The sequence below is a fragment of the Amycolatopsis solani genome (assembly GCF_033441515.1).
Classification (GTDB): domain Bacteria; phylum Actinomycetota; class Actinomycetes; order Mycobacteriales; family Pseudonocardiaceae; genus Amycolatopsis; species Amycolatopsis solani.
On the sequence record NZ_JAWQJT010000001.1, the window covers coordinates 2847344 to 2859162 of the forward strand.

An 11819-nucleotide genomic window follows, 5' to 3' on the forward strand; every position below is an offset into this window, starting at 1 on the left:
GGGGCGTACTCCGCGTCGAGCGCGGGAGGACACTTGCGCTGCTCCCGGCGGTGTCCCTTAAGGCTCGTCCCGTACGCCCGGGGGAGTACGGCTCAGGGGTTCACCCAGCGCGGCGTCACGGCGCCGGACTCGTAGGCGAGCACGACGAGCTGCGCCCGGTCCCGCGCGCCGGTCTTGGTCATGATGCGGCTGACGTGCGTCTTCGCCGTCGCCGGGCTGAGCGTGAGCTCGCGCGCGATTTCATCGTTCGACAGGCCCGCCGCGACCAGGGACAGCACCTCGCGTTCGCGGTCGGTGAGGCGGTCCAGCGCCGGGGGCGGCGCCGGCCGGGTGCCGCGCGACGCGAACTCCGAGATCAGCCGCCGGGTGATCGACGGCGCGAGCAGCGCGTCGCCGCGGGCCACCACGCGCACGGCGTGGATCAGCTCCTCGGGCTCGGTGTCCTTGACCAGAAATCCGCTCGCGCCCGCGCGCAGTGCGGCGTAGACGTCCTCGTCGAGGTCGAACGTTGTAAGAATGACGACCTTACTGTGTACGGCGGAGTCCTCGAGGAGGTGCCGTGTCGCGGCCAGGCCGTCGAGCACCGGCATGCGGATGTCCATCAGCACGACGTCCGGACGGTGGTCGTGCGCGGCCTGCAGCGCCTCGCGGCCGTCCGCGGCTTCGGCCACGACGGTGATGTCGTCCTCGCCGTCCAAAATGGACCGGAAGCCGGCTCGCACCAGCCGCTGGTCGTCGACGAGCAGGACCCGGATCATCGGCCCATCATCGCACCGGCAGCCGCGCGCGGACCCGGTAACCGCCACCTTCGCGCGGCGCGGCGGTCACTTCGCCGCCCAAAGCCCGGGCGCGCTCGGCCATCCCGCGGATCCCGTTCCCCGGCGGCGCGTCCCCGCCGCGGCCGTCGTCGTCGACCTGCACGGACAGCTCGTCGGCGCGGTAGCCGAGCCGCACGACGACGGTCTGCGCGCCGGCGTGTTTGGCGACGTTGGTCAGCGCCTCCTGCACCACGCGGAACGCGGCGTGCTCGACGTCCGGCGGCAGGTCCCGGACGACGCCGTCGATCTCGGTGCGCACGGTCAGCCCGGACGTGCCGACCGATCTGGCCAGCTCCGCGACCCGGTCCAGCGCGGGCCGCTCGGTCCGGAGCATGCCGAGCGTCGCGCGCAACTCCTGGAGTGCGGTCTTGCTGGCGTCCTTGACGGTCCGGAGTGCTTCTTCGGCCTGCACGGGGTCCCGGCGGTGCAGCGCGGCACCGGCCTGGACGTTGATCAGCGCGAGGTGGTGGCCCAGGGCGTCGTGCAGTTCGCGCGCGATCCGGAGTCGCTCGTCGGTGGCCCGCGCGCGGGCTTCGGCTTCCTTGGTGCGCTCCGCCTCGGCCCGGTAGTGCGCGACGGCGCCGCCCGCGACCAGCGCGACGAACCAGCCGGTCATGAGGAAGAACGCGAAGTTGTCGACGTGCCGCCCGGTCCGCGAGCTGACCTCTCCGACGGCGACCCCGGCCATCGCGGCGACGACGAGAAGCGCGGCCCCGCGGATGCGCCCGGCCGCGGCGGCGTTGAAGAGCGCATACGCGAACGCGAGGAGAACGAGCCCGTCCGGATCGGTCAGCGGGTAGTAGAGGGCGCAGCAAACGAGCGTTAACCCGGCGACGCTCAGCGGGTACGTCCGGCGGAAGAACAGCGCGGCGCAGCAGAGGACGGTGAGCACCCAGCCGATCGCGGCGTGGTGCGCGGGCTTGGCGCCGTCGTCCAGGACGGCGAAGAGCGAGCCGACGAGCACGGCGACGGTGACCGCGAGCTCGGCCGCGTAGCGCCGCAACCAGGACATGCACCGAGTTTAGAAGGCGTAACAAACGCTCTCGGGTGAACGACTACGGCGGCATTGATTCGTGTTGCTAAGGAGTCGTCGTGAACAAGAAACTGGGGTGGATCCTGGTCGCGGGCCTGCTGGTCGCGGGCTGTGGTGTCGGTGCGGTGCCGCCGAAGGACACGGGCAGTGTCGGGGTCCTCGACGCCCCGACGTCGTCGTACCGGACACCTGCGTCGTCGGCGCCGGTCACGACCGAGGCGCCCGCGACCACCACCTCCGCGGCGCCGGCGGTCACGACCGTGCCGACCACGCCGCAGGCGGTCGCGCCGAAGACGACCGCACCGAAGCCGAAGGCCGCACCGAAGAGCACCGCTCAGGCCGCGCCGGCCCCGACCGCCTGCGGCGCCGACTACTACCGCAACTCCGACGGCAACTGCGTCCACCGGCCCAGCGACAACCCGTCCGGCGCCACGGCACTGTGCAAGGACGGCAGCTACAGCTACAGCCAGCACCGCTCCGGGACCTGCTCCGGCCACGGAGGCGTCCGCACCTGGTTGTGACGAAGCCGCCACTCGTACGGAAACCCACCACCCGGTAGGTACAGTGCATGAAGTTGCATGATGCGTACTAACTACACACCGTGGGGGTGTTGGTGTCCCGTCCCGAGCGGTCCGGCCGCGCGATCGTCGTCGTGCTCGCGTCGTGCGGGCTCGTCGCGTCGTTCATGCAGACGCTGGTCGTGCCGCTGATCCCGGTCTTCCCGCGGCTGCTGAACGCCTCGCCGGCCGACGCGTCCTGGGTGGTCACGGTGACGCTGCTCGCCGCCGCCGTGATCACGCCGGTCAGCGGACGGCTCGGTGACCTCTACGGCAAGCGGCGGATGATCCTCGTCAGCCTCGCGCTGCTCATCGCCGGTTCGATCGTGTCCGCGACGACGAGCGCGCTCGCGTTCCACATCATCGGCCGCGGGCTGCAGGGCTGTGCGATGGGCGTCATCCCGCTCGGCATCAGCATCATGCGCGACGAGCTCCCGCCCGAACGCGTCGGCGGCGCGATCTCCCTGATGAGCGCGACGCTCGGGGTCGGCGGCGCGATCGGGCTCCCGGTTGCCGCAATCGTCGCCGAGAACGCCGACTGGCACGTGCTCTTCTGGATGGCCGCCGGCCTCGGGCTGTTCTTCGCGCTGCTGATCATCAGGTTCGTGCCGGAGTCGCCGCTGCGCACGCCCGCGCCGTTCGACTACTTCGGTGCGTTCGGGCTCGCGGCCGGTCTGGTCTGCCTGCTGCTGCCGGTGGTCAAGGGCGCCACGTGGGGCTGGACCAGCACGCCGACGCTGGGGTTCGCCGCGGCGGCCGTCGTCATCGTGCTGGCCTGGGGCACCTACCAGCTGCGCCGGCGCGATCCGCTCGTCGACCTCCGGGTGTCGGCGCGCCGTCCGGTGCTGTTCACGAACCTGGCGTCGATCATGGTCGGGTTCTCGATGTACGCCATGGCGTTGTCGTTCCCGCAGTTGCTGCAGGCGTCGGCCTCGACCGGGTACGGCCTGGGCCAGACGATGGTGCAGTCCGGGCTGTCCCTGGCGCCGAACGGCCTCGTGATGATGCTGCTGTCGCCGGTTTCGGCGCGGCTCATCACCCGCTTCGGCCCGCGCCCGACCCTGATGACCGGCGCGCTGGTGATCGCCGTCGGCTACGTCTTCGCGATCCTGCTGATGGGCAACGCCCTCGAGCTGATCACGGCGTCGGTGATCATCGGTGCCGGCGTCGGCATTGCGTACGCGGCGATGCCCGCGCTGATCATGGGCTCGGTGCCGGTCACCGAAACGGCGTCGGCGAACGGCCTGAACTCCCTGATGCGCTCGGTCGGCACGGCCGTCTCCAGCGCGGTGATGGCCGCGATGCTGGCCCAGCTGACGATCACCGTCGGCGGGCTGCCGGTGCCGTCGCTGTTCGGGTTCCGGGCCACGTTCGCGGTGGCCGCGTTCGCCGCGCTGGCGGGTGTGCTGCTCGCGGGCCTGGTGCCGAAGACGCGCACCGCGCCCGAGCTGGTGCCCGCCTAGTCCTTGCGCGCCACCAGCGCCAGCCCGCCGCACTCGGCCGGGTCGGACGGCACGTCCGCGGGGTCGTCCGGCCGCCACTCAGGGATGAACACGATGCCCGGGTCCAGGATCTCGAAGCCGTCGACCAGCGCCCGGAGCTCCTCGGCCGAGCGCGGGGTCACGGGGTTCGCGCTCTTCTGGTACATCGCCACGGCACGGGCGGTGCCGTCGCTCTGCTGCTCGTAGGTCGCGGACGACAGCGCGAGGTAGCTGCCGGGCGCGAGCGCGTCGCGGTAGGCGGCGATCAGCCGGGCCGGGTCGCGTTCGTCCGGGATGAAGTGCACGAACAGCGCCATCACGACCATCACCGGCTGGTCCAGGTCCAGCATCGTCTCGGTGGTGTCGTGCTCGAGGACGTCGTCGGGGAACTCGGCGTCGGCGTGCACCATCGCGGCGTTCTCGTTGTCCTCGAGCACGATCTCGCTGTGCGCGACGGCGATCGGCTCGTTGTCGACGTAGACGACCCGCGCCCGGGGGTCGACCGCCTGCGCCACCTCGTGCACGTGCCCGACGGTCGGCATGCCCGAGCCGATGTCGAGGAACTGCCGGATGCCCTGGTCCATCCCGAACCGGATGGCCCGGCGCAGCCACCGCCGGTTGAGCCGCGCCCGATCGCGCGCGTTCGGCTGCGCGGCCAGCACCTGCTCGGCGAACACCCGGTCGACGGCGTAGTTCAGCTGGCCGCCGAGGATGTAGTCGTACACCCGTGCGGGGTTCGGCTTGTCGAGGTCGATACCCCGTCTGGCGTACTCGTCTTCGCTCATCGCGGCTCCCGTGATCAGGGTGTGCACGCGAGAATAGCCGGGCCGCGCCGCCTAGATCTTCCGCGCCACCAGCGCCAGCCCGCCCGAGCGCTCCGGCGGGTCCTCGAGCGGCTCGTCCGGGCGCCACTCCGGCGTGAACACCACGCCCGGCGGGAGGATCTCGAAGCCCTTCACCAGCGCGGTCAGCTCGTCGGGGGAGCGCAACGTCAACGGCGTCCCGCTCTTCTCGTACAGCGAAACCGACCGCTGGGTCTCTTCGCCCTGCCCTTCCCACGTCCCCGACGACAGCGCGAGGTAGCTGCCCGGCGCGAGCACGTCCCGGTAACGGCCGATCAGCCCGGCCGGGTCGCGGGAGTCGGGGATGAAGTGCACGAACGCGGCCATGATGATCATCACCGGCTCACTGAAGTCGATCATCGCTTCGGTGGTCGGGTGCTCCAGCACGTCCTCCGCGTACTCGGCGTCGGCCTGGACCATCGCCGCGTTGTCGTTGTCCTCGAGGACGATCTCGCTGTGCGCGACGGCGATCGGCTCGTTGTCGACGTACACCACCTGCGACGTCGGGTCGACCGCCTGGACGACCTCGTGCACGTGCCCGACGGTCGGCATGCCCGACCCGATGTCGAGGAACTGCCGGACGCCCTGTTCCGCGCCGAACCGCGCGGCGCGGCGCAGCCACGCCCGGTTGGTCAGCGCCATGTGCTGCGCGTTCGGCAGCACACCGATGATCTGGTCGGCGAACATCCGGTCGACGGCGTAGTTGAGCTTCCCGCCGATCATGTAGTCGTACACGCGCGCCGCGTTCGGTCGCTCGAGGTCGATGCCCCGCTTCGCGTGTTCGTCTTCGCTCATCCGCCGCTCCCGGGCTCAGGGTGTGACGGGAGAATAGTCCGGTTTCACAGCAGTGGGGGCACCGCGGCGTCGATGAGGTGCGGACCGGGCTCGGCGAAGGCGCGTTGCAGCTGCTCGGCGAGCTCTTCGGCGGTGGTCGCGCGTGTCGCGGGGACGCCCATGCCCTCCGCGATCTTCACGAAGTCCATGTCCGGGCGCGAAAGGTCGAGCAGCTCGTTCGCCTTCGGCCCGCCCGATGCCGCGCCGACGCGCTGCAGCTCCAGCCGCAGGATCGCGTACGCGCGGTTGTTGAGCAGCACCGTCGTGACGTTCAGGTTCTCGCGTGCCTGCGTCCAGAGCGCGGAGATCGTGTAGAGCGCGCTGCCGTCCGATTGCAGGTTCAGGACGGGACGGTCCCGTCCCGCCACTGCTGCGCCGGTCGCGACCGGCATGCCGTAGCCGATCGCGCCGCCGGTCAGCGTCAGCACGTCGTGGCGCGGTGCACCGGCCGTCGCCGCCGGGAGCATCAGGCCGGACGTGTTGGCCTCGTCGGCGATGATCGCGTTCTCCGGCAGCAGCGCGCCGATGACGTCGACCCAGTTCTGCGGGGTCAGCGGACCGCTCGGCAGCGCGGGCCGGGACGCCGGCGCGAGCACCGGGTCGGTGTCCGCCGCAACGAGGTCCGCGACCTCGTTCAGCGCCCGCGTGATGTCCTGGCCGACCGACGCGAGCGTGTGCACCTGCGCACCTTCCGGCGTAAGGTCGCTCGGCTTGCCCGGGTAGGCGAAGAACGACACCGGCGCCTTCGTACCCGCGACGACGAGGTGCTTGATCCCGTCGAGCTGGTAGGTGACCTGCTCGGCGAGGTACCCGAGCCGCTCGATCGACGGCAGGCCCGCGCCGCGCTCCAGACGAGACGGGAACGTTTCGACGAAAACCTTCGCGCCGGTCGCGGCGCCGATCCGGCTCGCCGCGCGCAGACCTTCCTCGCGGCACGCGGATCCGCCGATCAGCAGCGCCACCGGCTCGCCGGCGCCGAACACCGCGGCGACGTCCTTGACGGTCGTGGCGTCCACGGCCTGCGGCACCCGCGGCGGGACCGGCGCGCACGTCTCGCCGCCCTCACCCCACGAAGCGTCGGCGGGCAGGATCAGCGTCGCGACGCGGCCGGGCGCGTCCTGCGCGGCGGCGACAGCGGCAGCGGCGTCCGCCCCGACGTCCTTGGTGTGCTCGGAGCGGCGCACCCAGCCTTCCAACGAGCCCGCGACGGCCTCGATGTCCGACTCCAGCGGCGCGTCGTACTGCTTGTGGTAGGTCGCGTGATCGCCGACGACGTTGACGATCGGCGTGTGCGCGCGCCGCGCGTTGTGCAGGTTTGCCAGGCCGTTGCCGAGGCCGGGGCCGAGGTGCAGCAGCGTCGCGGCGGGCTTGTCCGCGATGCGCGCGTAACCGTCGGCGGCCCCCGTGACGACGCCTTCGAACAGCGCGAGCACGCCCCGCATCTCCGGGACGGTGTCGAGCGCGGCGACGAAGTGCATCTCCGACGTGCCGGGGTTCGCGAAGCACACCTCGACGCCGGCGTCGACCAGCGTGCGGATCAGGGACTGGGCGCCGTTCATCTCGCTCATGCGGTTCCTTCGGGGAAGAGAACGCCGGGGTTGAGGATCCCGGCGGGGTCGAAGCTCTGTTTGATCCGGCGCATCAGCTCGATCTTCGCCGGGTCTTCGAGTTCCTGGTGGTAGTGCGCCTTGGTGCGGCCGAGGCCGTGTTCGCCGGAGATCGCGCCGCCGAGTTCCATCGCGTACGCGAAGATGTCCGTGAGGAGCTGCTTCCGCTTGCCGGTGTCCTTGCAGAAGATCGCGAGGTGGACGTTGCCGTCGCCGGCGTGGCCGCAGCCGAGCGCGCCGCCGCCCGCGGCCATCGCGAGCTCCCGCGCCTTCGTGATGAACTGCGGCATCGCGGTGCGCGGCACGACGACGTCGATCACGTCGTCGGCGCCGGCGGCCTTCGCGGTCCAGAACGCCTTTTCGCGGGCTTCGATGAGCTTGCGCGCGGCGGGGCCTTCGAGGACGTAGACGTCGGTGGCGCCGAGTTCGCCGAGCAGCTCGCCAACGGTCTCGACGTCCTCGTGCAGGCGTCCGTTGTCGCGGTTTTCCAGCGCCACCACGAGGTAGGCCTCGCTGGTCTCGCGGATCTTGTCCGGGACGCCGAGCTCGAGCTTCTCGTTGTAGACGATCGCCGCCATCGTCAAGTTGTCGATGTACTCGAGGATGTGCGGCGCGAGACCGCTGGACACGATCGCCGGCACGGCGGCCATGACCTGCCCGAAGTCGCCGAAGGGGGCGAGCACGGTGGCGCCGTGGGTCAGCCTCGGGTGCAGCTTGACGGTGATCTCGGTCGCCAGCGCGAGGGTGCCTTCGGAGCCGACGATCAGCTGCGTGAGGTCGTAGCCGGTGGAGATCTTCGACGTCTTGCCGCCGGTGCGCAGGATCTCGCCGGTCGGCAGGACGGCCTGCAGGCCGAGCACGTTGTTGCGGGTGACGCCGTACTTCACCGCGCGCATCCCGCCGGCGTTGGTCCCGACGTTCCCGCCGATGCTCGCGCTCAGCTCACCCGGGTAGACGGTGTAGCTCAGCCCGGCTTCGGCGGTCTTGGCGTCGAGCTCGGCGAGCGTGACGCCGGGCTGCACGACGGCGACGTGGTTCCCGGTGTCGATCTCGAGGACGGCGTTCATGCGCTCGAACGAGATCAGCAGCCCGTCTTCGCGAGGCCGCGCGGCGCCGGACAGACCGCTCCCGGAGCCGCGCGCGGTCACGGGGACGTTGTGCTCCGAAGCCGCTTTCAGCAGCTCCGCGACTTCCTCGGCGGTGGCCGGCTTCGCAACGTACGCGGGCTTCTGCGGCTCCGCCGTCAGTGCCTCGTCGTGCGCGTAGTCCTCGGAGATCGCCTCGCCCGTGAGCAGGTTCTTGTCCCCGACGATCCCGGCCAGCTGTGCCGCCACGTCGCCCATCGAGAGTTTCTCCTCCGCGCCGCTGCTGTGGTTACCGCAGCGTAGTAGATACCGCCGGTACGCCGCTATGAAGGTTTTTCACATTCCGTGCGCGTTCGGTGATCGACTGGTTACACTGGCCCGAATTTAGTTCAGACTAAATCTCTGGCCGGTGGGCGCGAGTGACGGCGAAGCTTCTCCCATGACCTCGACGTACACCTTCGAAGACGGCTTTTCCGTGCACCGGCTCGGTTTCGGCGCCATGCGGCTCACCGAATGGGACCACGCGCGCGACGGCGCCGAAGCGGTCGCCCGCCGCGCGGCCGAACTCGGCGTGACGTTCTTCGACACCGCCGACGCCTACGACCTGGGCTTGAACGAAGAGCTGCTCGCCCGCGCGCTGCACCCGTACCCGGGACTGCTGGTGGCGACGAAGTGCGGGCACGCGCGTCCGAGCCGGGGCGAGTGGGTGCCGCTCGGCCGGCCCGAGTACCTGCGGCAGCAGGCCGAACTTTCGCTGCGCCGCTTGCGCGTCGACCGGCTGGAGCTGCTGCAGCTGCACCGGCTTGACCCGCAGGTGCCGCTCGCCGAGCAGGTGGGCGCGCTCGCTCGCCTGCGGGAGGAAGGGAAGGTCGCCCGGATCGGGCTGTCGGAGGTCGATGTCGCGCAGCTGGCCGAGGCGCGAGCCATCGCGCCGATCGCGAGCGTGCAGAACCGCTACAACCTGACCGACCGGGCGTCCGAAGACGTCCTCGACTACTGCGAGCGCGAGGGGATCGCGTTCGTGCCCTGGCTGCCGATCGCACGCGGTGACCACACGACGGCCGGCGGACTGCTCGGGAAGGTCGCGGCCGGGCTCGGCGCGACACCCGCCCAGGTGTCCCTCGCCTGGTTGCTGCGCCGTTCCTCGGTGGTGATCCCCATTCCCGGCACGTCGTCGATCGCGCACCTCGAAGAAAACTGCGGTGCCGCGGGAATCGAGCTTTCCGACGACGATTTCGCGCGGCTGGGGGAACTGGCGTGAAAACGGCCCGGCCGCGGTTTTCCGCGGCCGGGCCGTCCGGTTCACGCCTCGGTCAGACGAGCCAGCCGATGAAGTGGGCCAGGTGCGCCAGCGCGCCGGAGATGATGTCGTGGCAGTAGTGCGCGTGCTGGACGAACGTCTGCATGGAATGGCTCCTTTGGTGACTCAACAATGATTTCCCTGGAGATGCTCCGGTAAGAGCGGAGTCAGGTTTTCACCGTGCCGTCGAGCTGTCAAAGAGCCATTTTCGGGCGCCGCCGGTATCGCGAATCTTCCCATCCTAAACACGTAATCCCTTCGTGTTCGACGCCGGGGTGCCCGGTTCGGCGGTCAGCCACTCTGGGTAGCAGGCGAGTCGATCATCACTGTCGGTAGTTCCGGCCTTGATCCGACATCCCGGGTACGCGGGTAGCTCGATGTGGTGATCACCGGCCACGAAAGGTGAGATCCCGACGATCACCCTTTCGGGTGGCGGCAGGCAAGAAAAAGGGGACGCCGGGTGCGGCATCCGCACCCGGCGTCCCCTTGGGGGAGAACGGAATCAGGCTCGCGCGAACGAGAGCGTCTCGCCCTCGACGCCCCCCAGCCACAGGTCCTGCGCGGCCGCCGCCATCTCGGCCAAGCCCTCCTCGATCGTGGCGAACACGTTGCCGGGCACCCAGCCCGCGTCACCGTTGATCAGCAGGTTGTTGCGCCCGTAGAAGATCGCGAGGTCGGTCGCGCCCTGGTCGCTGTGGGCCTCGCTGCCGTCGTCGTAGCCGTACGCCGGGTTGCCGATCTCCCAGGCCTCGAAGCCGAAGTACACGACGTCACCCGGGATCGGCGTGATCGTCGGGTTCTCCCGCCCGGGCTTCGGCTCCGCGAACGGCGGCACGAGCGTGTAGACCTCGTTGCGCGCGTACTTCGCGTGGTAGGCGGAGCCGCTCTGCGGCAGCGCGTCCCACACCGCGCGGCACGTCCGCGGCGCTTCGTCGTCCAGCAGCCGGGCCCGGCAGGAGACGCCGCGCTTGTCGAGGGTGATCGTGATGTACCGGGCCATGCTCAGCTCCCCGTGACCGACGCGACGACCTCGCCCCAGATGCGCAGCGCGTCGTCGACCTGCTCGGCGTTGACGACCAGCGGCGGCACCATGCGGACGACGTTCATGTACGGCCCGCAGGTGAGCAGCAGCAGGCCGTTCTTCGACGCGGTCTGCTGCGCGGCGGCCGCGGTGGCGGCGTCCGGCTCGCCGTCGGCGGTGGTGAACTCCAAGCCGACCAGCAGGCCGAGCCCGCGGACCTCGCCGATCGACGGCGTCTTGTCCGCGATCACGCGCGCGCCCTCGAGCAGCTGGCGCCCGCGCTCGGCGGCGTTCTCCACCAGGTTCTCCTGCTGGATGACCTCGAGCGTCGCGATCGCCGCCGCGCACGAAACGGCGTTGCCGCCGTACGTGCCACCCTGCGAACCCGGGAACGCCTTCGCCATCAGCTCCTGCGACGCGGCGATGCCGGACAGCGGGAAGCCACTCGCCAGGCCCTTCGCGATGAGCACGATGTCGGGCGAGACGTCGAAGTGGTCGTGTCCCCAGAACTTGCCGGTGCGGCCGAAGCCGGTCTGGATCTCGTCGAGGACCAGCAGGATGCCGTGCCGGTCCGCGCGCTCGCGCAGGCCCGCCATGAACTCCGTGTTCGCCGGGACGTACCCGCCCTCGCCGAGCACCGGCTCGACGAAGATCGCGGCGGTCTCGTTCGGCGCGCTGACCGTCTGGAACAGGTAGTCCAGCTCGCGCAGCGCGAACTTCGTCGCGGTCTGCTCGTCCCAGCCGTAGTGGTAGGCGTACGGGAACGGCGCGACGTGCACGCCTGCCATCAGCGGACCGATGCCGGCGCTGAACCGCGTGCCGGACGTCGTCATCGACGCCGCCGCGACGGTCCGGCCGTGGAAGCCGCCCTGCATGACGATGACGTTCGGGCGCTTCGTCGCCTGCCGCGCGAGCCGCAACGCCGCTTCGACGGCTTCGCTGCCCGAGTTCGCGTAGAAGAGCGAGTCGAGTCCGCTCGGCAGGACGTCGCCGAGGCGCTTGGTGAGCTCGAGCAGGGGCTGGTGCATCACCGTCGTGTACTGCCCGTGGACGAGCTTGCCGATCTGCTCCTGCGCCGCGCGCACGACGTGCGGGTGGCAGTGCCCGGTGCTCGTGACGCCGATGCCTGCGGTGAAGTCGAGGTGGCGTTTGCCGTCGACGTCGTAGAGGTAAACCCCTTCACCGTGGTCGACCACGACGGGCGTTGCCTGCTTGAGCAGCGGAGATAGCTGGGCCATGGC

11 protein-coding genes are annotated in these 11819 nt (G+C 70.5%); 3 read left to right on the forward strand and 8 right to left on the reverse strand.

All coding sequences use genetic code 11. The features are described 5' to 3' along the window. Positions 1-92 precede the first annotated feature (92 nt). Together SD460_RS14000 and SD460_RS14005 are read right to left on the reverse strand one after the other, a co-directional pair. Positions 93-758, reverse strand: coding sequence for a response regulator (locus tag SD460_RS14000; RefSeq protein ID WP_290049546.1), 666 nt, complete (start codon positions 756-758; stop codon positions 93-95). 7 nt (positions 759-765) lie between these two features. Continuing rightward, positions 766-1830: a sensor histidine kinase gene (locus tag SD460_RS14005; protein WP_290049545.1), complete on the reverse strand. Its 1065-nt coding sequence runs from the start codon at positions 1828-1830 to the stop codon at positions 766-768. An 80-nt stretch (positions 1831-1910) separates the two neighbouring features. On the opposite strand from SD460_RS14005, the gene SD460_RS14010 reads away from it, so the two are divergent. Further along, positions 1911-2372: a DUF3761 domain-containing protein gene (locus SD460_RS14010; protein ID WP_318306221.1), complete on the forward strand. Its 462-nt coding sequence runs from the start codon at positions 1911-1913 to the stop codon at positions 2370-2372. A gap of 86 nt (positions 2373-2458) precedes the next feature. Further along, complete coding sequence (locus SD460_RS14015) at positions 2459-3871, forward strand: MFS transporter (RefSeq protein ID WP_290049685.1); 1413 nt, start codon at positions 2459-2461, stop codon at positions 3869-3871. On the opposite strand, the gene SD460_RS14020 is transcribed toward SD460_RS14015, so the two are convergent. Genes SD460_RS14020 through SD460_RS14035 form a run of 4 tightly spaced genes read right to left on the reverse strand, consistent with a single transcriptional unit; the run spans position 3868 to position 8515 of the window. Next, positions 3868-4674 (reverse strand): SAM-dependent methyltransferase, encoded by an 807-nt coding sequence (locus tag SD460_RS14020; protein ID WP_290049542.1) that lies wholly within the window; start codon positions 4672-4674, stop codon positions 3868-3870. The two genes, SD460_RS14015 and SD460_RS14020, sit on opposite strands and share 4 nt — an antisense overlap. Positions 4675-4725: 51 nt before the next feature. Beyond that, positions 4726-5526, reverse strand: a complete 801-nt coding sequence (locus SD460_RS14025) for an SAM-dependent methyltransferase (protein ID WP_290049541.1) — start codon at positions 5524-5526, stop codon at positions 4726-4728. Positions 5527-5570: 44 nt separating this feature from the next. Next, positions 5571-7124 carry an acetolactate synthase large subunit gene (locus SD460_RS14030; RefSeq protein ID WP_290049683.1) on the reverse strand — a complete coding sequence of 518 codons (1554 nt, stop codon included), beginning with the start codon at positions 7122-7124 and terminating at the stop codon, positions 5571-5573. A gap of 5 nt (positions 7125-7129) precedes the next feature. Beyond that, positions 7130-8515 (reverse strand): FAD-binding oxidoreductase, encoded by a 1386-nt coding sequence (locus SD460_RS14035; protein WP_290049539.1) that lies wholly within the window; start codon positions 8513-8515, stop codon positions 7130-7132. A 181-nt stretch (positions 8516-8696) separates the two neighbouring features. Here SD460_RS14035 and SD460_RS14040 point away from each other — a divergent pair, with 181 nt between their 5' ends. Then, positions 8697-9518, forward strand: coding sequence for an aldo/keto reductase (locus tag SD460_RS14040; protein ID WP_290049537.1), 822 nt, complete (start codon positions 8697-8699; stop codon positions 9516-9518). Positions 9519-10059: 541 nt separating this feature from the next. On the opposite strand, the gene SD460_RS14045 is transcribed toward SD460_RS14040, so the two are convergent. Together SD460_RS14045 and SD460_RS14050 are read right to left on the reverse strand one after the other, a co-directional pair. Then, positions 10060-10557 (reverse strand): DUF3830 family protein, encoded by a 498-nt coding sequence (locus SD460_RS14045; protein WP_290049536.1) that lies wholly within the window; start codon positions 10555-10557, stop codon positions 10060-10062. A gap of 2 nt (positions 10558-10559) precedes the next feature. Further along, positions 10560-11816 (reverse strand): aspartate aminotransferase family protein, encoded by a 1257-nt coding sequence (locus SD460_RS14050; protein WP_290049534.1) that lies wholly within the window; start codon positions 11814-11816, stop codon positions 10560-10562. Positions 11817-11819: the final 3 nt, after the last annotated feature.

Bases quoted from the DNA above. Each gene is read 5' to 3' on its own strand.
- SD460_RS14035 (WP_290049539.1), bottom strand. From the start codon at position 8,515: ATGGGCGACGTGGCGGCACAGCTGGCCGGGATCGTCGGGGACAAGAAC.
- SD460_RS14045 (WP_290049536.1), bottom strand. From the start codon at position 10,557: ATGGCCCGGTACATCACGATCACCCTCGACAAGCGCGGCGTCTCCTGC.
- SD460_RS14030 (WP_290049683.1), bottom strand. From the start codon at position 7,124: ATGAACGGCGCCCAGTCCCTGATCCGCACGCTGGTCGACGCCGGCGTC.
- SD460_RS14025 (WP_290049541.1), bottom strand. From the start codon at position 5,526: ATGAGCGAAGACGAACACGCGAAGCGGGGCATCGACCTCGAGCGACCG.
- SD460_RS14000 (WP_290049546.1), bottom strand. From the start codon at position 758: ATGATCCGGGTCCTGCTCGTCGACGACCAGCGGCTGGTGCGAGCCGGC.
- SD460_RS14005 (WP_290049545.1), bottom strand. From the start codon at position 1,830: ATGTCCTGGTTGCGGCGCTACGCGGCCGAGCTCGCGGTCACCGTCGCC.
- SD460_RS14020 (WP_290049542.1), bottom strand. From the start codon at position 4,674: ATGAGCGAAGACGAGTACGCCAGACGGGGTATCGACCTCGACAAGCCG.
- SD460_RS14050 (WP_290049534.1), bottom strand. From the start codon at position 11,816: ATGGCCCAGCTATCTCCGCTGCTCAAGCAGGCAACGCCCGTCGTGGTC.
- SD460_RS14040 (WP_290049537.1), top strand. From the start codon at position 8,697: ATGACCTCGACGTACACCTTCGAAGACGGCTTTTCCGTGCACCGGCTC.